17 protein-coding genes and 2 pseudogenes are annotated in these 19,887 nt (G+C 71.6%); 11 read left to right on the top strand and 8 right to left on the bottom strand.

Annotated elements, in window-relative coordinates; all coding sequences use genetic code 11:
• Positions 1-2: 2 nt before the first annotated feature.
• The gene (locus tag IF67_RS0134575) at positions 3-947 is read right to left on the bottom strand and encodes a hypothetical protein (RefSeq protein ID WP_234341531.1); all 945 of its coding nucleotides are present in this window, start codon (positions 945-947) and stop codon (positions 3-5) included.
• Positions 948-1,022: 75 nt separating this feature from the next.
• On the opposite strand from IF67_RS0134575, the gene IF67_RS0134580 reads away from it, so the two are divergent.
• From IF67_RS0134580 to ilvD, 4 genes are all read left to right on the top strand, one after another.
• Positions 1,023-1,949 carry a Ppx/GppA phosphatase family protein gene (locus IF67_RS0134580; RefSeq protein WP_030992466.1) on the top strand — a complete coding sequence of 309 codons (927 nt, stop codon included), beginning with the start codon at positions 1,023-1,025 and terminating at the stop codon, positions 1,947-1,949.
• Between the two features lie 195 nt (positions 1,950-2,144).
• Positions 2,145-2,969 (top strand): sugar phosphate isomerase/epimerase family protein, encoded by an 825-nt coding sequence (locus tag IF67_RS0134585; protein WP_199812828.1) that lies wholly within the window; start codon positions 2,145-2,147, stop codon positions 2,967-2,969.
• A complete protein-coding gene (locus tag IF67_RS0134590; RefSeq protein WP_030992469.1) occupies positions 2,966-3,628 on the top strand; it encodes a TetR family transcriptional regulator in 663 nt (220 codons plus the stop codon). Before IF67_RS0134585 ends, IF67_RS0134590 begins: the two co-directional genes overlap by 4 nt.
• Before the next feature lie 236 nt (positions 3,629-3,864).
• Entirely contained in the window at positions 3,865-5,715 is a 1,851-nt protein-coding gene (gene ilvD, locus IF67_RS0134595) for a dihydroxy-acid dehydratase (protein WP_030992470.1), read from the top strand.
• A 502-nt stretch (positions 5,716-6,217) separates the two neighbouring features.
• Here the strand turns inward: ilvD and IF67_RS0134605 are convergent.
• Positions 6,218-6,508 carry a DUF397 domain-containing protein gene (locus tag IF67_RS0134605; RefSeq protein ID WP_030992473.1) on the bottom strand — a complete coding sequence of 97 codons (291 nt, stop codon included), beginning with the start codon at positions 6,506-6,508 and terminating at the stop codon, positions 6,218-6,220.
• Positions 6,490-7,331 (bottom strand): annotated as a pseudogene (locus IF67_RS39795) (helix-turn-helix domain-containing protein). Before IF67_RS39795 ends, IF67_RS0134605 begins: the two are co-directional and overlap by 19 nt.
• Positions 7,332-7,501: 170 nt before the next feature.
• Here IF67_RS39795 and IF67_RS0134615 point away from each other — a divergent pair.
• Positions 7,502-7,726 (top strand): hypothetical protein, encoded by a 225-nt coding sequence (locus IF67_RS0134615; RefSeq protein ID WP_030992475.1) that lies wholly within the window; start codon positions 7,502-7,504, stop codon positions 7,724-7,726.
• A gap of 157 nt (positions 7,727-7,883) precedes the next feature.
• Here IF67_RS0134615 and IF67_RS0134625 read toward each other — a convergent pair whose 3' ends face one another.
• A complete protein-coding gene (locus tag IF67_RS0134625) occupies positions 7,884-10,310 on the bottom strand; it encodes a protein kinase domain-containing protein (RefSeq protein ID WP_030992478.1) in 2,427 nt (808 codons plus the stop codon).
• A gap of 180 nt (positions 10,311-10,490) precedes the next feature.
• Between IF67_RS0134625 and IF67_RS0134630 the strand changes: the two genes are divergently transcribed.
• The 3 genes and pseudogenes from IF67_RS0134630 to IF67_RS45425 all read left to right on the top strand — a co-directional run.
• The gene (locus IF67_RS0134630) at positions 10,491-10,811 is read left to right on the top strand and encodes a hypothetical protein (protein WP_030992480.1); all 321 of its coding nucleotides are present in this window, start codon (positions 10,491-10,493) and stop codon (positions 10,809-10,811) included.
• A gap of 55 nt (positions 10,812-10,866) precedes the next feature.
• Complete coding sequence (locus IF67_RS0134635) at positions 10,867-11,406, top strand: hypothetical protein (protein WP_030992481.1); 540 nt, start codon at positions 10,867-10,869, stop codon at positions 11,404-11,406.
• A gap of 138 nt (positions 11,407-11,544) precedes the next feature.
• Positions 11,545-11,802, top strand: a pseudogene (locus tag IF67_RS45425) (SAM-dependent methyltransferase); the annotation flags it as partial.
• A gap of 79 nt (positions 11,803-11,881) precedes the next feature.
• Here the strand turns inward: IF67_RS45425 and IF67_RS0134640 are convergent.
• From IF67_RS0134640 to IF67_RS0134650, 3 genes are all read right to left on the bottom strand, one after another.
• Entirely contained in the window at positions 11,882-13,291 is a 1,410-nt protein-coding gene (locus tag IF67_RS0134640; protein ID WP_030992483.1) for a M1 family metallopeptidase, read from the bottom strand.
• 84 nt (positions 13,292-13,375) lie between these two features.
• Positions 13,376-14,968 (bottom strand): SulP family inorganic anion transporter, encoded by a 1,593-nt coding sequence (locus tag IF67_RS0134645; protein WP_030992485.1) that lies wholly within the window; start codon positions 14,966-14,968, stop codon positions 13,376-13,378.
• A 214-nt stretch (positions 14,969-15,182) separates the two neighbouring features.
• Positions 15,183-15,584, bottom strand: a complete 402-nt coding sequence (locus IF67_RS0134650; protein WP_030992487.1) for a hypothetical protein — start codon at positions 15,582-15,584, stop codon at positions 15,183-15,185.
• Positions 15,585-15,914: 330 nt separating this feature from the next.
• On the opposite strand from IF67_RS0134650, the gene IF67_RS0134655 reads away from it, so the two are divergent.
• From IF67_RS0134655 to proC, 3 genes are all read left to right on the top strand, one after another.
• Positions 15,915-16,733, top strand: a complete 819-nt coding sequence (locus IF67_RS0134655) for an ABC transporter ATP-binding protein (protein ID WP_030992488.1) — start codon at positions 15,915-15,917, stop codon at positions 16,731-16,733.
• On the top strand, positions 16,730-17,536 hold the full coding sequence (locus IF67_RS0134660; protein ID WP_030992489.1) for an ABC transporter permease: 807 nt from the start codon (positions 16,730-16,732) through the stop codon (positions 17,534-17,536). The genes IF67_RS0134655 and IF67_RS0134660 overlap by 4 nt, the downstream gene beginning before the upstream one ends.
• Before the next feature lie 101 nt (positions 17,537-17,637).
• A complete protein-coding gene (gene proC / locus IF67_RS0134665) occupies positions 17,638-18,447 on the top strand; it encodes a pyrroline-5-carboxylate reductase (protein ID WP_030992491.1) in 810 nt (269 codons plus the stop codon).
• 59 nt (positions 18,448-18,506) lie between these two features.
• Here proC and trpS read toward each other — a convergent pair whose 3' ends face one another.
• Positions 18,507-19,535 (bottom strand): tryptophan--tRNA ligase, encoded by a 1,029-nt coding sequence (gene trpS / locus IF67_RS0134670; RefSeq protein WP_234341533.1) that lies wholly within the window; start codon positions 19,533-19,535, stop codon positions 18,507-18,509.
• Positions 19,536-19,887 lie beyond the last annotated feature (352 nt).

The following is a 19,887-nucleotide window of genomic DNA, read 5'->3' on the forward strand; positions in this document are numbered from 1 at the left end:
CGTCACGCCGCCCCGGACGTGCCCCCTGCCTCCTCTTCCGCTGCTTCTCCTACGTCCTGCTTCTCCTGCGTCCGCCCCTTCTGCTTCTGAGGCTTCTTCGGGGGCGTGGGGTCCGCCGGATGCGGCGCCATCGGCAGTGTCGCCGCCAGCCGCTCCTCGCACAGCTCGGCGAGCTTGGCGTAGCCCTTCTTGCCCATCAGCTCGGTCAGCTCCGGCTTGTAGGAGACGTAGACCGGGTCGCCCGCGCCGTGCGCCGAGGTCGCCGAGGTGCACCACCAGTGCAGGTCATGGCCGCCGGGGCCCCAGCCGCGCCGGTCGTACTCGGCGATCGTCACCTGAAGGATCTGGGTGTCGTCCGGCCGGTCGATCCAGTCGTAGGTGCGCCGGACCGGCAGCTGCCAGCAGACGTCCGGCTTGGTCTCCAGGGGCTCGCGGCCCTCGCGGAGCGCGAGGAGGTGCAGGGAGCAGCCCGCGCCGGCCGGGAAGCCGGGGCGGTTCTGGAAGATGCAGGAGCCCTCCCAGCGCCGGGTCTGCCGCTCGCCGTCCTCGTCCTCCTGGACCCAGCCCGACTCGGTGCCCACGTCGTGGTGCTGCCACACGTCGGGCGTGAGCCGTGCCACGTGTTCGGCGACCCGCTTCTCGTCGTCGGCGTCCGAGAAGTGCGCGCCGAGCGTGCAGCAGCCGTCGTCCGCCCGGCCGGCCTGGATGCCCTGGCAGCCGCTGCCGAAGATGCAGGTCCAGCGGGAGGTCAGCCAGGTCAGGTCGCAGCGGAAGATTTGTTCGTCGTCGGCCGGGTCGGGGAAGGTGACCCAGGCGCGGGCGAAGTCGAGGCCGACCTCGTCGGCCGGGGCCTTCTTCGGGGACCGCGCCCCCTCAGTCGCCTGAGAGCGCCGCTTTTCTTCCTTCATGAGCGCTTTTTCGTGCTTCGCCTTTTTCGTCTTTGCCACGCCTCCAGCCTAAGGCGCGTCGCGGGGGGCACCGCGACGACAGGAGTGCGTGGCGGTCGCAGTAGGTTTCCCCGTATGAGACTCGGTGTCCTCGATGTGGGTTCGAATACGGTCCATCTCCTGGTGGTGGACGCACACCCGGGCGCGCGCCCGCTGCCCGCCTATTCGCACAAGGCGGAGCTGCGCCTTGCCGAACTCCTCGACGAGGCCGGGGCGATAAGCGACCCGGGCGTGGAGCGCCTGGTGGCGACCGTCCACGAGGCGCTCCAGGTGGCGGAGGACAAGGGCGTCGAGAGCGTGCTGCCGTTCGCCACCTCGGCGGTCCGCGAGGCCACCAACGGGGAGGACGTGCTGCGCCGGGTCGGCGTGGAGACCGGCGTCGAGCTGCGGGTGCTCTCCGGTGAGGACGAGGCGCGGCTCACCTTTCTCGCCGCCCGCCGGTGGCTGGGCTGGTCGGCCGGCCGGCTGCTGGTGCTCGACATCGGCGGCGGCTCGCTGGAGATCGCGTACGGCCTCGACGAGGACCCGGACGTGGCGGTGTCGCTGCCGCTGGGCGCCGGACGGCTGACCGCGGGCGATCTGCCCGGTGACCCGCCGGAGGCCGACGACGTCCGGACGCTGCGCCGCCGGGTGCGCGCCGAGATCGCCAAGGTGGTGAGCGAATTCAGCCGCTACGGCACTCCCGACCGCGTCGTCGGCACGTCCAAGACCTTCCGGCAGCTGGCCCGTATCGCGGGCGCCGCGCGCTCGGGGGAGGGGCTCTACGTCCAGCGGGAGCTGACCCGCAAGAAGCTGGAGGAGTGGGTGCCGCGGCTGGCCGCGATGTCCGCGGACGAGCGGAGCAGGCTGCCCGGTGTGTCCGAGGGACGCTCGCGGCAGCTGCTCGCCGGGGCGCTGGTCGCCGAGGCGGCGATGGATCTGTTCGGGGTCGAGACGCTGGAGATCTGCCCGTGGGCGCTGCGCGAGGGCGTCATTCTGCGGCGGCTGGACCATCTGCCGTAGGGCGCCCGGCGGCTGCCCGGCGCCCGCACGGCACCCGGCCGCCGCCCGCCCGGCGGGCGTGAGACTCGTCACGCCCCGTCGGACCCCGCCACACCCGTTGTCCCCGGTCCCGCCGTCCCCCGCCTCCACCGACAGGGGGCCGGGGCCGCCGGACCTCCTGCCCTGCGCCCTGCCACGGCCCGTACGCTGTCCTTCGTGACAGAGCCAGTGGTGCGCATCCCGGATGCGAAGGTCGCGCTGTCCACGGCCTCGGTGTATCCGGAGTCGACGGCGACGGCCTTCGAGATCGCCGCGCGCCTCGGCTACGACGGCGTCGAGGTCATGGTGTGGACCGACCCGGTCAGCCAGGACATCGAGGCGCTGCGCCGGCTCTCCGACCACCACGGTGTGCCGGTGCTGGCCATCCATGCCCCGTGTCTGCTGATCACCCAGCGGGTCTGGTCCACCGACCCCTGGGTCAAGCTCCAGCGCGCCCGCACCGCCGCGGAGAAGCTGGGCGCCTCGACGGTGGTCGTGCACCCGCCGTTCCGCTGGCAGCGCAGCTACGCCCGGGAGTTCGTCCGCGGGGTGTGGCGGATGGAGCACGAGACGGACGTGAAGTTCGCCGTCGAGAACATGTACCCGTGGCGCTACCGGGACCGCGAGATGCTCGCGTACGCCCCGGACTGGGACCCCACCAACGACGACTACCGGCACTTCACGGTCGATCTGTCGCACACCGCCACCGCCCGCAGCGACGCCCTGGAGATGGTGGGGCGGATGGGCGACCGCCTCGCGCACGTCCATCTCGCCGACGGCAACGGCTCCGCCAAGGACGAGCACCTGGTCCCGGGGCGCGGCAGCCAGCCCTGCGCGCAGATGCTGGAGCGGCTGGCGGCCACCGGTTTTGAGGGCCATGTGGTCGTCGAGGTCAATACCCGCCGGGCGATGTCCGCCACCGAACGCGAGGCCGACCTGGCCGAGGCGCTGGCCTTCACCCGGCTGCATCTCGCCTCGCCGACCTGGGTCCCGGGTTCGTGAGCGGCCGCGGGGACGGGCCGCAGGACGCGTCCCCCGGGCCCGGTACGCCGCCCGCACCACCGGTACGCCGCCGGGGCCGCCCGGCCCGCGCCGCCGCCGAGGCCGGTCCCGGTGCCCGTGAGCGGATTCTGGCCGCGGCCCGTACGGAGTTCGCCGAGCGCGGCTACGACAAGACCTCGGTCCGGGGCATCGCCAAGGCGGCCGGGGTGGACGCGGCGCTGGTGCATCACTACTTCGGCACCAAGGAGCAGGTCTTCGAGGCCGCCATCGAGCTGACCTTCGCGCCCGCGCTGACCATGCCGGAGGCGGTCGCGGGCGGCGGTGAAGGGGTGGGCGAGCGGATGGCCCGCTTCATGTTCGGCGTCTGGGAGAACCCGGTCACCCGGCAGCCGCTGCTGGCGATCATGCGCTCGGCGCTGACCAACGACACCGCGGCGGCGGTGCTGCGCGGCCTCATCGAGCGCCGGATGCTCCAGCGCGTGGCGGGCGAACTGCACGTCCCCGACCCGGAGTTCCGGGTGCAGCTGGCCGCCGGGCACCTCATCGGGATCGCCATGCTGCGCTATGTGATCAGGATGGACCCGGTCGCCTCGGCGGACCCGGAGGAGATCATCGCCATGGTCGCGCCGACTCTCCAGCGGTATCTGACACAGCCCTGACAATCGGCTTCCGCGGCGCCCCAGAGGCCTGATCGCTGCCACGACCTGCACGAACGACTTCCTCCCGGGTGTCCGCAGTCCGGGCAGGCGTCTCACATGCCGGAGAGGCTGTCCAGATCTTGGATCAGAGGCGTAATCTCGACGGGAGCTGATATATGACGCCGCCCGGTATGTGGCAGGGCCAGGTAACCGGCGCCGGCGGTCATACGGACGAACATCCCGAGGGAGTGACCATCGTGCCCGAGCTGAGGTCCCGCACCGTTACCCATGGCCGCAACATGGCCGGCGCCCGAGCCCTTATGCAGGCCTCCGGCGTAGCGCGGGAGGACTTCGGCAAGCCGATCATCGCCGTCGCCAACAGCTTCACCGAGTTCGTGCCCGGCCACACCCACCTCCAGCCGGTCGGCCGGATCGTCTCCGAGGCGATCCATGAGGCCGGCGGCATCGCCCGCGAGTTCAACACCATCGCGGTCGACGACGGGATCGCCATGGGCCACGGCGGCATGCTCTACAGCCTGCCCTCCCGCGACCTGATCGCCGACTCCGTGGAGTACATGGTCGAGGCGCACTGCGCCGACGCGCTGATCTGCATCTCCAACTGCGACAAGATCACCCCGGGCATGCTGATGGCCGCGATGCGGCTCAACATCCCGACAGTCTTCGTCTCCGGCGGCCCGATGGAGTCCGGCAAGACGACCCTCGTCGACGGCACGGTCCGCACCCTCGACCTGGTCGACGCGATCTCGGACGCCGTCAACGACAAGATCTCCGACGAGGACATCCTCCGTATCGAGGAGAACGCCTGTCCGACCTGCGGCTCCTGTTCCGGCATGTTCACCGCCAACTCCATGAACTGCCTGACCGAGGCGCTCGGCCTCTCGCTGCCCGGCAACGGCTCGACGCTGGCCACCCACACCGCCCGCAGGGCGCTGTACGAGAACGCCGGCCGCACGGTCGTCGAGATCACCAAGCGGCACTACGACGAGGACGACCACACGGTCCTGCCGCGCAACATCGGCACCCGCGCCTCCTTCGAGAACGCCATGGCCCTGGACATCGCCATGGGCGGCTCGACGAACACGATCCTGCATCTGCTGGCCGCCGCCCAGGAAGCCGGCCTCAGCTTCGACCTGGACGACATCAACGCGGTCTCGCGCCGGGTGCCGTGCCTGGCCAAGGTCGCGCCGAACGTCGCGCCGGGCGGCACGTACTACATGGAGGACGTGCACCGGGCCGGCGGTATCCCCGCCATCCTCGGTGAGCTGTGGCGCGCCGGCATGCTCCACGAGGACGTGCACACCGTGCACAGCGCCTCGATGGAGGAGTGGCTCAAGACCTGGGACGTGCGCGGCGGTTCACCGTCCGACCAGGCCGTCGAGCTGTGGCACGCGGCGCCCGGCTGCAAGCGTTCGGCGACCGCCTTCTCCCAGTCCGAGCGCTGGGACAGCCTCGATGTGGACGCCGAGGGCGGCTGCATCCGTGACCTGGCGCACGCCTACTCCGTCGACGGCGGCCTGGCGGTCCTCAAGGGCAACCTCGCCGAGGACGGCTGCGTCGTGAAGACCGCCGGCGTCGACGAGTCGATCTGGACGTTCGAGGGCCCGGCCGTGGTCTGCGAGTCGCAGGAAGAGGCCGTCGACAAGATCCTCAAGAAGCAGATCAAGGAAGGCGACGTCGTCGTCATCCGCTACGAGGGCCCCAAGGGCGGCCCCGGCATGCAGGAGATGCTCTACCCGACGTCCTTCCTCAAGGGCCGCGGCCTGGGCAAGGCCTGCGCACTGGTCACCGACGGCCGCTTCTCCGGCGGCACGTCCGGCCTCTCCATCGGCCACGCCTCGCCGGAGGCGGCGGCCGGCGGCACCATCGCCCTCGTCGAGGACGGCGACCGCATCCGGATCGACATCCCGAACCGCACCATCGAACTCCTCGTCGGTGACGTGGAGTTGGAGTCCCGCAGGCTGGCCCTGGAAGGCGTCTACGCGCCCAAGCAGCGCGAGCGCAAGGTCTCCCAGGCGCTGCGCGCGTACGCGGCGATGGCGACCAGCGCGGACAAGGGCGCGGTGCGCGATGTGAGCAAGCTGGGCTGAGGCCGGGGCGCACACGGCACGGCGCAGCAAGGCGAGCAAGACAGAGCAAGACGCAGCAGGACGCCGCACGGTGCCGGCGGTCGTGGAATACGACCGCCGGCACCGTGCTTCGCTTTGTTTTTTCGGCTACGGCCCGCCGCTGACCGGCCGTCTCTCCAGGGAGAATCGATCACCGTGGTTGAGGACGACCCCACCGCCGGCCGAACCCCGCGCGACGTTCTCCTGGAGAGCCTGTTGGGGAGGCTGCGAGAATTCGTGGCCTCCCCTTTGACGCCGGGTTCGCATGTGCTGCGGGGGCTGCTCCCACCGACAGAAATGGATCGCGGGGCGAGAGTCGTCTTGTGGGACGGCCAAGACCTTGGCACCACATACGCCCTGGAGATCCCGCTGCTCGACGATGACGGCGAGGAAATCCCCCACGATCACTTCATCGCCGCACTACGCGCGTGCATCGTCCAGCGCCCCGGCCGGTATGGGGCCCGTTCTTGGAACCGGGGGCACCTCAGGCGCCGGGCAGCGCCCCGCCCTTCACGGCGGTGACGAAGGACGACCAGGCGGTGGCGTCGAAGAGCAGCGCCGGGCGGTGGGGGTCCTTGCTGTCGCGGACGGGGACGAGGGCGGGGAAGTCGTCGGAGACTTCGAGGCACTGGCCGCCGTCCGGGTTGCTGTAGCTGGACTTGCGCCAGGTGGCGGTGGTCAGGAGGTCGTCGGAGACCTCGATGCAGGCGCCGCCGTCCTGGTTGCTGTACGTGCTCTTGCGCCAGGTCACGGTGCTCAGGTCGATCGCTCGCACGGCACTTCCTCCAACATCCGCATGACGAACTTCCGCGATTCGGCCGGGCTCAACGCCAGGTCACGCACCGCATCGTACGCGCGTTGCAGACGCTCAACAGAACTGGTTTCTTCGATGAGTTCGCCTCGATGGGCGTTCTCCGTGTAGGCGACGGTGCGGCCGTCCGGTAGCCGCAGGAACATCACATCGGTGCTTACCAAGCCGTGCGGCCCAGAGCCATGCGGCAGTACATGGAGCGTGACGTTCGGACGCTCAGCTGCCTCGGCCAGGTTCTCCAGCTGTTTTCGCCACTGCTCGCATCTTCTAGCGACGTGCGTAACACAGCCTCGGAAAGGATGGTGCGGAAAGGTGGCGCGTCCTCACCCATTAACAGCTCGCGGCGCCCTATGCGCGCTTCGACATCTCGGGTCAGCTCTTCGCCTTTGGTGCCGCCCGCTGCCAGCACTACGCACGCGTACCCGTCCGTCTGAAGCATGCCCGGAAGAAGACTCACGCCGTAGTGCCACAGGCTTAACGCCTCCGCTTCCAGCGTCATATAGCGCCGGTACCGCTCCTTGAACTGCTTAGGATCCCCCGCTGCCAACTCCCACAGCGTCAGCAGCAGACCAGGCGTCCCGTAGTGCTGATCCAGCGCCTGTGCCACCTCCGGGCCGCCCAGCGTCTGGCCGCCCTCCATCTTGCCGAACAACGACCAGTCCCAGCCCAGCACCTCGCCCAGCTGCCGCAGGCTGTCGCCCTTCTGGGCGCGCAGTAATCGCAGCTCTTCCACGAATCGTTGGCGCGGCTCCTGGCTCCGACCGGTGACCGCTCGCCTCGGCGGCATGGCGACCTCCTCCGTGGAAGGTGTGGAACTAACGGTGCGTGGTCGCGAAATACGGCGCGCAAGCGGCATTCACGGCCTTTTCCGGGCCCATTCTCGTAAGGGCCGGAACACACACGGTAGTTGCGCTCCGGTCCTCCAGGCAGGAAAAACGACAGACAGGAGCGGTGCTGATGACAGAGGAACGGCGGGCGGCGGCCGACAAGAGGGCAGAGGCCGAGGCGGCCTGCGCCGAGCTGGCGGCCGCGCTCAAGCGGACGGGCATCGTCCTGCCGTCACTCGGCGTCGACCCCGTCTCGTACGGCTACGCGCAGCCTCGTCCGCTCATCGAGCTGGGGCGCTGCAACCTGGAGACGACGCACCGGCTCATCGCCGCGCTCGACCGGGAGGCCCGGTGACCGCGCGCGTCCCGTACGTCTCCCCGGCGTGCCATGTCGGCACGCACGCGAGGTGCACCAAGGGCAGCGCCGGGCCCGAGGCCACCACCGTCCCCGGAGTCCGGCGGGAAGCCTGCGCCTGCCGGTGCCACGCCCCGGGCGGTGCGCGGCCCGGGGGTCACCAGGCGGCCGGGTCCTTCGTCGCCGCGGCGAAGACCGTGCCGTCCGGCGCCGCCGCGTAGATCCGGCCGCGGGACGCGTCCACCCGGGGTGCGGGCAGCATCTGGAGATAGCCGTTGTGGCGGCGGCCGTCCAGCCGCGGCGGAGTCTGGCCGAGCAGCCCGCCGGAGTGGGTGTCGACCGCCAGCAGCCGTCCGTCCGCCGCGGTGAAATACAGCGTGCCGCCGCTGACCACCGGTGCCGAGCCCCGGCTGACCGAGGTCTCGGTGTCCCACTTCCGTTCCCCGACGGCCTGCAACGCACCGCCCTCGGCCAGCAGATACACCGACTCGCCGTGCACCACGGCGGCCACCTGCTCGAGCGGCGCGGCCAGCGGGAGGCGCCGGGTACGGCCGGTGGCCGGGTCGTAGCGGAGGACGGCGGTGGTGCGGTACGTGAACTTCGCGTCGGTGACGGTCAGATAGAGGGCTCCCGACGTACCGGTTCCGGCCAGGGCGAGGGTGCCGGGCAGCCGCCGGGACGAGCGGACCGTGCCGTCCGCCGGGTCGATGGCGGTGACCTGGGTGCCGGTCCCGTCGGGGGTGCCCTCGGCCGCATAGGCGGTGTGCGGGCCGCCGAACGAGGAGAAGAGCGGCAGTTGGTGGCCCGGGAAGCGCTTGTGCCAGCGCTGCCGGTGGGTGGTGCTGTCGAGTGCGGAGACCGTGCCGTCCGCGGCCGTCAGCAGGATGCGGTTGCCGACGATCCTGGTCTCGCCCTCGTATCCGGAGAGGTCCTTGGTCCAGCGGGTGGCGCCCTTGCCGCCGGGCGACGGATCAAGGGCGCTCAGCTTCTTGCCGTCGCCGGAGAAGACGTACAGCAGCCCGCCGGAGAGCACCGGCGGGGTCGGCGACGCGGCGTACTTCGCGGCGTTCTTGCCCTGGGAGCGGTGGTCCGTACGCCGCCACGACGGCCGGCCGGTGTCCGGATCGAGCCGGGCGGCCGGGACACCGGACTGGCCACAGAAGACGGCGCCGGATCCGGCGGTGCAGAAGGGCATTTCGGCGTCATGGCCCGTGGGGCGCTCGACGAGCGTGGTCCGCCACGGGTGGAAGGCGGCACGTTCGAGGTGCGACGGGCGGGTCTGGAGGGCGGGGTCCTGCCCGGTCCCGCCCGGGGCCAGCGCCCGGACGCCCGCGAAGGCCCCGGCGCCGGTCACGACCAGGGCGAGCGCGGCCCAGAGCGGCCAGCGTCGGGAGCGGGCCGGGCGGCGGGGACCGTCGGGGCGGCCCGAGTCGGTGCGGTGTCCGGGGGCGGCCGGGGGGCCGGCGTCGGCGGGGCTCTCGACGGGCGCGGGCACGGGGGCGCGGACATGCGTCGTCTCGGCGCGCGGCGGGGCGGTCTCGGCTCGTACGGGCGCGGGCTGTGCCGGCTGCCGCTGTACGTGCCGGCGCTGTTCCGGTATCCGTACCTCCGCCGGCGCCACGTCCGGCAGCGCACCGTCCGCCAGAGCGCCGTTCGCTGCCGCCGCGTCCGGCAACGCGCCGCCCGGTAGCGCACTTCCCGGCAGCACGCCTTCCGTCAGCGCGGCGCCCAGCGGTGCCCCCGGCGGCGCCCCGTGCGGCGCATCCGTCCGCAGCAGCTCCATCAGCGCGCCCGGCGTCGGCCGGTCCGCCGGGTCCTTCGCCAGGCAACTCTCGACCAGCGGCACCAACTCCGCCGGTACGCCCGCCAGATCGGCCTCGTCGTGCACCACCTGGTACGCGACGATGTAGGGGCTCTCCGAGTCGAACGGGCCGCTTCCGGTGGCGGCATGCACCAGGACCGAACCCAGCGCGAAGACATCCGCGGCCGGCCCCACCTCGCGCGGCCGCTGGAACTGTTCGGGTGCCATGAAGGGCGGCGTACCGATCAACTTGCCGGTCTCGGTGCGCATTTCGCTGTCCGACGGCCGGGAGATGCCGAAGTCGATGACTTTCGGACCGTCGGCGGCCAGCAGCACGTTTCCCGGCTTGAGATCGCGGTGCACCACCCCCGCGCGATGGATGTCGCGCAGCGCCTCGGCGAGCCCCGCAGCCAGCCGCCGCACCTCCGCGACCGCCAGCGGGCCGTTCCGCTTCACATGGTCGGAGAGGGTCGGGCCGGGAATGTGGAGGGTCGCCATCCACGGGCGTCCGGCGTCCGGGGCGGCGTCCACGACGGGTGCCGTGAAGGCCCCGCTGACCCGCCGCGCGGCGGCCACCTCCTGCCGGAACCGCCCGCGGAACTCCGGGTCCTGGGCGAATTCGGCATGGATGACCTTGACCGCGAGCTGTAGTCCGGAGGTCGAGCGCGCAAGGTGGACCACGCCCATACCGCCGGAGCCGAGCCGCGCCTCCAGGCGGTACTGGCCGGCGTATTCCGGATGCTCCGCTTCCGGGCCGACCCCGGAATTGCGCAGCGATGGCATGGTTCCCACCCCCGTGTTGTTCCCTTGCCATTCGGTCGCAGGTGCGACGCGCGGAGCCTAGTCGATGGCGCGTACGAGAGGAGTGAGGCTTGCTAGCGTGCCGTGGCAGAACCGCGCCGCGTTGGGTCGCGGACATCATCACGAGCGCCTTCACGCGCTTCGTCAACGGGGGAGAACAGCATGACGACTCAGGACGATCTCGGCTCCGTGGAACCGGCCGGCGACCAGGTGCTCGCCGCCGCGGCCGGCGGGCTCACCTGTCCCGTCGCACCCGGCTACCGCGTCAAGGTCCGCCAGGGGCCCGGCACCAACTACCCGGCCGTCCGCACGCTGGCGGAGGGGGCCCGGATCCAGATCCGCTGCCAGCGCCCCGGCCAGTCGGTCAGCGGCCCGTACGGCACCTCGGACATCTGGGACTGCATCGGGTCCGGCCAGTACGTCTCCGATGCGTACGTCCGGACGGGCAGCAGCGGCATGGTCGCGCCGCGCTGCGCCAACTGAGGCGCGGCGCCACCACACCTCCGGACACCGGGCCCGGCCGGGGATAATCGCCGTCATGAGCGATGAGCAGACGTCCTCGCCGAGCCCGGAGCCCGGCGGCCCCGGGCACGGCGGCCCCGAGCCGGAGGAGCTCCGTTTCTTCGGCACCACCTGGGTCCACCACGACGGCGGCTACGGCCTGCGCCGGGCCGGTGCCGCGGTGGGCTCGCTCGCGCTCGCCGCGGCCGGTGCGGTCGTGCTGCGCTTTGCGTTCCAGGGCCTGGAGATCGCCGCCGTCGGCCCGTTCGTCGGCGTCCTCGTCGTCGCCGGCTTCGCCGTCTGTAGCGCCCTGGCCTTCCGCCGCACCTGGGACGGCTTCGTGCGCCGCCCCGCCCCGGGCGCCCGGGGCGCGGCCGACACGTCCTCCCACGGCCTGATGCTGATCGGCTTCATCGGCTCGCTGCTCGCCTACTTCTGCCGCAGCCTCGTGGAGGCCCCCGGGGAGAAGCTGTACCGCGCCGAGTACGCCGCGGCCCGTGAGCGCCACGAGCGCCGCCGCGGCGCCCGTACCGGCAATCCGGCCGCCAAGAAGCCCCGGTCCAAGAAGCGCCGCTGAACCGGCCGGCGGCGCGCTCCGGTCCTTCGCGTACCGGGCCGCAGCCGTGGGGAACCCCCTGCCTGGGAACACCTCCCCGCCTGGGGAAAACCTCCCAAGCCGCTCCGCACACCCGCGTCCCCGGCCAGGATGAGCCGTATGCCGCACGGAACCCCGCAGGAGCAACTGCCCTTACCGGCCGGGCCGCCACCGCCCGCCGAGCCCTCCCGGCCCCCGGCCCAGGCCACCCTCGCCCGGTCCTTCGACGCGGTGGCCGCCCAGTACGCGGCCGCCCGCCCCGGCTATCCGCCGGCCCTCTTCGACGCGATCGAGGAGCTGGCCGGGCAGTCGCTGGCGGGGGTGCGGGTGCTGGACGTCGGCGCCGGGACCGGCATCGCGACCGGGCTGCTCACCGCAGGAGACTCCCGACCTGATCCGGGACCTCGCCCGGGGTGTGCTGAGGCCCAGTGCACCTGGGCCGCGGCACATCTGGGCCTCAGTACAGCTGCTCCGGCCGCCCCTTGCCGTACAGCCACTCATCGAACAGCTCGGTCAGATCCACGTCCGTGCGCGCCTGGCAGAAGGCGATGAATTGCTTCGAGTCGGCATTGGAGTAGCGGTACTTGGCGGGCCACTCCTTGAGGATCTTGAAGAAGGTCTTGTCGCCGACGGCGTTCCGCAGCTGCTGGAGCAGCATCGCGCCCCGCTCGTAGACGGGGGGCGCGGTCACATTCTCCGGTGAGCCCGGATCGCCCGGCGGGAAGTCCCAGCGCCTGGTGTCCGTCTTGTCCTCGTAGAGCGCGTCGAACTGCTGCTGCGGGGTCTTGCCCTCCTCGCGCTCCTCCCACAGCCACTCGGCGTAGGTGGCAAAGCCCTCGTTGAGCCAGGTGTCCTTCCAGGTCTTCGGGGTCACCGAGTCGCCGAACCACTGATGGGCCATCTCGTGCACCACGGTCGAGGTGTCCGGCGCCCCGGCGTAGACCGGCTTGGTCTGGGACTCCAGTGCGATCCAGGTGATCCGGGCCGGTGTGTGATCGACGATCGCGCCGGCGGAGGAGAAGGGATAGGGGCCGAACAGCCCGCTCTCCCACTTCACGATCTCCGGCAGCCGCTCCAGCGGCTTCTTGCTCGCTCTGGCCTCCGCCGGATCCACTGCGACATACAGCGGCAGCCCGTCGGGCGTACGGGACCTGCTGACATTGAACCTGCCGATGCCGGCGGTGGCGAGGTAACTGGCCATGGGCTGCCCGTTGTGCCACTCGAAGGTGGTGCGGCCCTTGGCCGTCCTCTCCGACCGCAATTCCCCGTTGGCGACGGCGGTATAGCCCTTCGGCACGGTGATCTCGAAGTCGTACGTCGCCTTGTCGTCGGGGTGGTTGTTGCCGGGGAACCACGTCATGGAGCCGGCGGGCTCACCCGACACGAACGCCCCGTCGGCGGTCTTGACCCAGCCCTCCCGCGACCCGTCCGGGTCCTTCAACTCCTGTGGCGTCCCGCCGTAGTTGACGCGCGTCCGGAACTCCGCGCCCTTGCGCAGACCGGCGGCCGGCCGGACGACCAGCTTGTGCCCCTTACGGGAGAACGCGGCGTCCTTGCCGTCGACCCGCACGTCCGACACCCGCAGCCCTTGCAGATCGAGCTGGAAGGACCGCAGGTCCTTCGTGGCCTCGGCGGTGATCTCGGCCGTCGCCTCCAGCCGCTTCTTCTTCACGTCGTAGTCGAGATCGAGCCCGTAGTGGCGCACCTGATAGCCGCCGTTGCCGAGCGCCGGGAAGAGCGGGTCGCCCGCCGAGCCGCTGCCTGCCGTCCCCCGGACGCCCATGGCGCCGCCGGCGCACGAGGAGAGCAGCAGGGCGACGGACAGGGCGGCAGTCGCACCGCAGGAGCGGAAGGGCCGGCGGTTCACAGCACTCCAAGGGTCGGCGGGCACAGGCCCCCCGACCCTACGGTCATTTCTGCCGCAACACCGGTCCCTTCCGCTTAGGTTGCCTTACGAGGCAATGGACGATGTTTTCTGCCGGTTGGTCCCGTCAGGTCCGCGGCGCTGCTCCTCCCAGCTGCCGAGCGCGGCCGCACACGCATGGTCGAGATGCCGCAGCCCGGACAGATCCAGCTCGATCTCCCGGTCCTCGGGCAGCGCCTCCAGCTGGTCGAGCAGCTTCGGCAGCCGCAGGAACGTGGCATGGCCGAGGGCCCGTACGAGGATGGGGCGCCGGGGCCCCGGGGCGAGGGGCCCGTGTCCTGCCGTGCCCTCGCCGGTGGCGGGTGCCGCCGGGTCGTCCAGCCCGGTGATCTCCAGGTGCACGTGCGAGGTCTCCCACGCCGACTTGGCAATGGCCATCAGCAGCCCCAGCAGCACCCCCTCGAACATGTTGGTGGCCACGATCGCCACCGCTGTCGCGGCGAGCACCACGGCCTCACCCCGGTGCTCCCGCCACAGCGGACACCACTGCTTCACCGGGATCAACTTGCTGCCCGCATGCACCAGTACGCCGGCCAGCGACGCGAGCGGCACCACGCCCAGCGCCGCCGGGAGCGCCGCCGCGAAGACCAGCAGCCACACCCCGTGCAGCACCCGCGAGGCCTTCGTCCGCGCCCCGGCGTGCACATTCGCGGCGCTGCGGACGATCACCGCGGTCATCGGCAGTGCGCCCAGCAGCCCGCAGACGGTGTTGCCCGCGCCCTGCGCCATCAGCTCCTTGTCGTACTCGGTCTTCGGCCCGTCGTGCAGCCGGTCCACCGCGGCCGCGCTGAACAGCGACTCCGCCGACGCGATCAGGGTGAACGCCAGCACGGTGCCCAGCGCACCGGCCACCGCCCCCGCCTCCACCAGCCGCAGGAAGTCCGCGCCGCCCGGCGGCTGGACGACGTGCAGCAGGCCCGCCACCTCGACCCGGGCCACCGGCAGATCCAGCACGAACACCACGGCCGTCGCCAGCGCCACCGCCACCAGCGGCGCCGGCACCACCCGCGCCGCCCGCCGCCACTTCGGCCACAGCACCAGCACCGCGATGGTGCCCACGCCCACCGCCAGCGCGGCCGGCGCGGTGCCGGACACGGCGGTGGCCACCGCGAGTTTCGGCAGCCCGCCCAGATTCGCGGGCCCGCTGCCGGGCGCCTTGGCGTCCGCCAGGGCGTACAACTGCCCGGCGATCAGCACCAGTCCGATACCCGCCAGCATCCCCTGGACGACCGACACGGAAATGGCCCGGAACCAGCGCCCCAGGCGCAGTGCTCCCATGGCCAGCTGAAGCACCCCGGCAATCAGCACCAGCGCGCCCAGCGTGCCGAGCCCGTACTCCTGCACGGCCTCGTAGACCAGCACGGTCAGCCCCGCGGCCGGGCCGCTGACCTGGAGGCTGCTGCCGGGGAGTAACCCGGTGAGCAGCCCGCCGACGATCCCGGTGACCAGCCCGAGTTCGGCCGGCACCCCGGATGCGACGGCCACTCCGACACACAACGGGACGGCGACGAGAAAGACGACGAGCGACGCGGTGACATCGGCGCGCCAGAGCGACAGTGAACGCCGTGACGGTATGGACGGCCGGAACGCGCGGAGTCGGACAACACGGAACCTACGCATGAGGATGCCTCCAGCGAGTGCGAGATGCGGTGGCGCACGGATACGCACGAGCGGACGCGGAGCGGCGCGGGCAGCCGGCCGGTGACCGGCGCTCTGCCGCCGGCGCTCGCCTGCTGCCGCGCAACGCCACGAGGCGCGCGCCATGAAGGGGGATGACGGCTGGATCCGTCGGATGCGCGGGCCGGGGGAGGCCCTTGAGAGCAGCTCTCGGCTCTCAGCAGCGGAAAACGAGGTGGTGGACCGGCAGTTCGCCGGATCTCGACAGGGGGACGGCCTGCCGGCCGGTCAGCGGGACGGCCACCCGCAGCCCGCCGTCGGTCCGTACCCGGCCGGCGGTCGACACGGTCGTGACCGGCGGGGGCGGTGCGGACACCGCGGCCGTGGAACGCCCGCTGCGGCGCGGCTGACAGCGGTAACTGCCGGATTCCGGGTGCTCCGAGGTGTCCGAATCCGTGGTCGTGGTGCCCGCGGAACCGGCACGGGTGGCGCCGTTCGTGGCCGGGGCGGCCGCCGGGCTCTGTCCGTACGCGCCCTCCGCGAGGGCCGGCAGGGCCAGTACGACGGCCACGACGATCAACAGGAGCCGGCCGAGGCCGCCGACCCGGATCTTCGCCATCGTCGCCCCTTCCGGTGCGGCTGGACAGGTCACCCCATTGTGTCCAAGCGGACACGCAGGACCGCATCTCGGTATGTAACCACCCTGTAAACGCGGAGTTATCGACCAGGAAAGGCCGGTTCCCTTCGCTCCAGGCGCCCGCCGGTGCCCATACGGCTCCCCGGTGCGCCCCCTCCGCACCCCCTTCCGCCGCCTTGTCACCGCAATGGCCCATCGGTCCCCTCGGCCCGCCTACCCCGCCCACCCCGTGCCGCCTCGTCACTCACTTCTCCCTGACCCGTCCCGTCCGCACGGTTGACGCCCCACCCCGCCCGGAGCATTATTCATCGCATGATGAATAATGGCTGTGATCCCGATGATCCCGCCGTCCACGCCCACGACCTCACCGTCGCCCGCGGCGGCCGCACCGTCCTCGACGCCCTCGCCTTCGACGTGCCCCGCGGCCGGATCACCGGCCTCCTCGGCCCCTCCGGCTGCGGCAAATCCACCCTGATGCGCGCCATCGTCGGCACCCAGGCCAAGGTCACCGGCACCCTCGACGTCCTCGGCCGGCCCGCGGGCCACCCCCGGCTGCGCCCCCGCATCGGCTATGTCACCCAGGACCCGTCCGTATACGACGACCTCACCGTCCGCCAGAACCTCGACTACTTCGCCGCCGTCCTGCACCCCGGCCGGGCCGCCCGCGGCCGCCGCCGGGAGAGCGTCACCCGCGTCATCGAGGACGTCGACCTCACCGCCCGCGCCGACGCCCTCGCCGGCAACCTCTCCGGCGGCCAGCGCAGCCGGGTCTCCCTCGCGGTGGCCCTGCTCGGCGCCCCGGAACCCCTCGTCCTCGACGAACCCACCGTCGGCCTGGACCCCGTCCTCCGCCGCGACCTGTGGCAGCTCTTCCACACCCTCGCCACCGACCGCGGCGCCACCCTCCTCGTCTCCTCGCACGTCATGGACGAGGCCGAGCGCTGCCACCGGCTGCTCCTGATGCGCGAGGGCCGCATCCTCGCCGACGGCGCACCCGACGCTCTCCGTGACCGCACCGGCTCCCCCACCGTTGAGGCCGCCTTCCTCCATCTGGTCGACGAGGCCGGGGCCACGGGCCGCCCGCCGGAGCCGGCGACCGGCCGCACCACCCCCAAGGAGTCAGCGCGATGACCACCGCCCCTCTTGCCGACACCGCCCCGCCCGCCGCCGGCGCACCGCACTCCACCACCGCGCCCTGGTCCCCGTCCCGCACCCTGGCCACCGCCGCCCGGGTCCTGCGCCAGCTGCGTCACGACCCGCGCACCATCGCGCTGATGCTCGTCGTGCCGTGCGTGATGATCGCCCTGCTGCGCTACGTCTTCGACGCCCGCCCCGAGACCTTCAACAGCATCGGCGCCTCGCTCCTCGGCATCTTCCCGATGATCACGATGTTCCTGGTGACCTCCATCGCGACCCTCCGCGAACGCACCTCGGGCACCCTGGAACGCCTGCTCGCCATGCCCCTCGGCAAGGCCGACCTGATCAGCGGCTACGCCCTGGCCTTCGGCCCGCTGGCGATCGTCCAGTCGGCCCTCGCCACAGCCCTCTCCGTCTGGGTCCTCGGCCTCGACATCACCGGCTCCCCCTGGCTGCTGCTGCTCGTCGCCGTCCTGGACGCCCTCCTCGGCACCGCCCTCGGCCTGTTCGTCTCGGCCTTCGCCGCCTCCGAATTCCAGGCCGTCCAGTTCATGCCCGCCGTCCTGATGCCCCAGCTCCTGCTCTGCGGCCTGTTCACCCCGCGCGACACCATGCAGCCGGCCCTGGAGGCACTCTCCGACGTCCTCCCGATGTCCTACGCCGTCGACGGCATGAACGAGGTCCTCAAACACCCCGACATCACCGGCGACTTCGTCCGCGACACCGCCATCGTCACCGGCTGCGCCCTCCTCGTCCTCGCCCTCGGCGCCGCCACCCTCCGCCGCCGTACGACGTGACACCGTCCCGGCCCTCGATACGCCCCGGCGCCGCGCGTCCCCAAGTGCGAGGATGACGGGAGAACCGACCAGGCACGCACCACGGCGAGGTGAACCGCAGCATGACCCAGAAGGTCGCCGTACTCGGCACCGGAAAAATCGGCGAAGCCCTGCTCAGCGGAATGATCCGAGGCGGCTGGGCGCCCTCCGACCTCCTGGTCACCGCCCGCCGCCCGGAACGCGCCGAGCAGCTGCACGACCGCTACGGCGTCGAAGCGGTCAGCAACGCCGAGGCCGCGAAGTCCGCCGACACCCTCATCCTCACCGTCAAGCCCCAGGACATGGGCGCCCTGCTCACCGAGCTGGCCCCGCACGTCCCCGCCGACCGCCTGGTCATCAGCGGCGCCGCCGGCATCCCCACCTCCTACTTCGAGGAACGCCTGGCCGCCGGCACCCCCGTCGTACGAGTCATGACGAACACCCCCGCTCTCGTCGACGAGGCGATGTCCGTCATCTCCGCCGGCACCCACGCCACCGGCGCGCATCTCACCCGCGCCGAGGAGATCTTCTCCGGCGTCGGCAAGTCCCTCCGCGTCCCGGAGTCCCAGCAGGACGCCTGCACCGCGCTCTCCGGCTCCGGCCCGGCGTACTTCTACTTCCTCGTCGAGGCCATGACCGACGCCGGCATCCTCCTCGGCCTGCCCCGCGACAAGGCCCACGACCTCATCGTCCAGGCCGCCATCGGCGCCGCCGTGATGCTCCGCGACAGCGGCGAACACCCCGTCAAGCTCCGCGAGAACGTCACCTCCCCGGCCGGCACCACCATCAACGCCATCCGCGAACTCGAGAACCACGGCGTACGCGCCGCTCTCATCGCCGCCCTGGAAGCCGCCCGCGACCGCAGCCGCGAACTGGCCTCCGGCAACGGCTGACCGAAGACCCGCCCCGGGGGCGCGCCGCACACCGCGCCCCCGGACCGGACCACCGGCATTCATCCCGCGGGCAGCAGCCCCACCGCCTCGAACGCCGCATCCACCCGCGGCCTGGCGAGGGCACGCGCCCGCTCCGCACCCCGCCGCAGCACCGCATCCACATACGACGGCTCGGCGGCCAGCTCCGCATGCCGCTCCCGCACCGGCCGCAACGTTTCCACCACGGCCTCCGCCACATCCTTCTTCAACGCGTCGTACGAGTCGTACTCCCCGGCCAGCCGCTGAGGATCACCGCCCGCACAGGTGGCCAGCACCTCCAGCAGATTCGCCACCCCGGGGCGCCGCTCCGGCTCATACGTGACGTCCTGCCCAGAATCCGTCACCGCCCGCATCACCTTCTTCCGCACCACCTCGGGCTCATCCAGTACGTAGACGATCCCCGCGGTCCGGGCGTGCGACTTCCCCATCTTCGACGTCGGATCCTGCAAATCCATCACCCGAGCCGCCACCGCCGGATACGTGGCCTTCGGCACCACGAACGCAGCCCCGTACCGCTGGTTGAACCGCACCGCCAGATCCCGCGTCAGCTCCACATGCTGCACCTGGTCCTCCCCCACCGGCACCTCATGCGTCCCGTACGCCAGGATGTCCGCCGCCATCAGCGCCGGATACGTCAGCAGCGACAGCCGCACACTCCCGCCCCGCGCCTGCTCGACCGCGGCCTTCTCCTTGTACTGGATCATGCGCCGCATCTCACCGTCGGAGGCCGTGCACTCCATCAGATACGACAGCCGCAGATGCTCGTCCACGTGACTCTGCACAAACACCGTGCAGACCTCCGGATCCAGCCCCGTGGCCAGCAGCAACGTCGCGGCCTGCCGACTGAGCCGCCGCACCCGCGCCGGATCGTGCTCCACGGTCAGCGCATGCAGATCCACCACACAGAACAGCGCCTCCGCACGATGCTGGTCCTCCTCGGCCCACCGCCGCAGCGCCCCGAGGTAGTTCCCCAGCGTCAGATGCCCCGTCGGCTTCACCCCACTGAAGATCCGCGTACGCGCCCCGGCCGCCATCGCCATCTCGTTCATCCGTCTCTCCCGAACTCCTGCACTCCCGCTGAGTGCGTGTCGAGACCGCCGACCTCACCGGCCGGCTACGGGAAGGAGATACGCAAACGGCCGCCGAAGCGGCGGCCGTGGTCATGCATGCGCTGCTGGTCGGCCGCCGTCAGGCGAGCCACCACTGCTGTACGAGCGCATGCGTAGTCATGGGCCCAAAGTACCCGGCAAACCCCTGCCAGGCACGGGTTTGAACAACCCCAACCCCTCGTGTAGTGTCCTCCGAGTTGCCACGGAGCCGACAGGGTCCGGGCAGCCATCCCGCCGCTTCGCGGCACCCACTACTGCACGGCCCCTCACCGGGAACAATTTCGGCATGCCG

The sequence above is a fragment of the Streptomyces sp. NRRL S-1813 genome, assembly GCF_000719605.1.
Taxonomy (GTDB): domain Bacteria; phylum Actinomycetota; class Actinomycetes; order Streptomycetales; family Streptomycetaceae; genus Streptomyces; species Streptomyces decoyicus.

What these genes read in the sequence shown, in the direction of transcription:
- IF67_RS0134580 (WP_030992466.1), top strand. Translation starts at nt 1,023, where the DNA reads ATGAGACTCGGTGTCCTCGATGTGGGTTCGAATACGGTCCATCTCCTG.
- IF67_RS0134615 (WP_030992475.1), top strand. Translation starts at nt 7,502, where the DNA reads ATGACAGAGGAACGGCGGGCGGCGGCCGACAAGAGGGCAGAGGCCGAG.
- IF67_RS0134625 (WP_030992478.1), bottom strand. Translation starts at nt 10,310, where the DNA reads ATGCCATCGCTGCGCAATTCCGGGGTCGGCCCGGAAGCGGAGCATCCG.
- IF67_RS0134630 (WP_030992480.1), top strand. Translation starts at nt 10,491, where the DNA reads ATGACGACTCAGGACGATCTCGGCTCCGTGGAACCGGCCGGCGACCAG.
- IF67_RS0134635 (WP_030992481.1), top strand. Translation starts at nt 10,867, where the DNA reads ATGAGCGATGAGCAGACGTCCTCGCCGAGCCCGGAGCCCGGCGGCCCC.
- IF67_RS0134645 (WP_030992485.1), bottom strand. Translation starts at nt 14,968, where the DNA reads ATGCGTAGGTTCCGTGTTGTCCGACTCCGCGCGTTCCGGCCGTCCATA.
- IF67_RS0134650 (WP_030992487.1), bottom strand. Translation starts at nt 15,584, where the DNA reads ATGGCGAAGATCCGGGTCGGCGGCCTCGGCCGGCTCCTGTTGATCGTC.
- IF67_RS0134655 (WP_030992488.1), top strand. Translation starts at nt 15,915, where the DNA reads ATGATGAATAATGGCTGTGATCCCGATGATCCCGCCGTCCACGCCCAC.
- IF67_RS0134660 (WP_030992489.1), top strand. Translation starts at nt 16,730, where the DNA reads ATGACCACCGCCCCTCTTGCCGACACCGCCCCGCCCGCCGCCGGCGCA.
- proC (WP_030992491.1), top strand. Translation starts at nt 17,638, where the DNA reads ATGACCCAGAAGGTCGCCGTACTCGGCACCGGAAAAATCGGCGAAGCC.
- trpS (WP_234341533.1), bottom strand. Translation starts at nt 19,535, where the DNA reads ATGAACGAGATGGCGATGGCGGCCGGGGCGCGTACGCGGATCTTCAGT.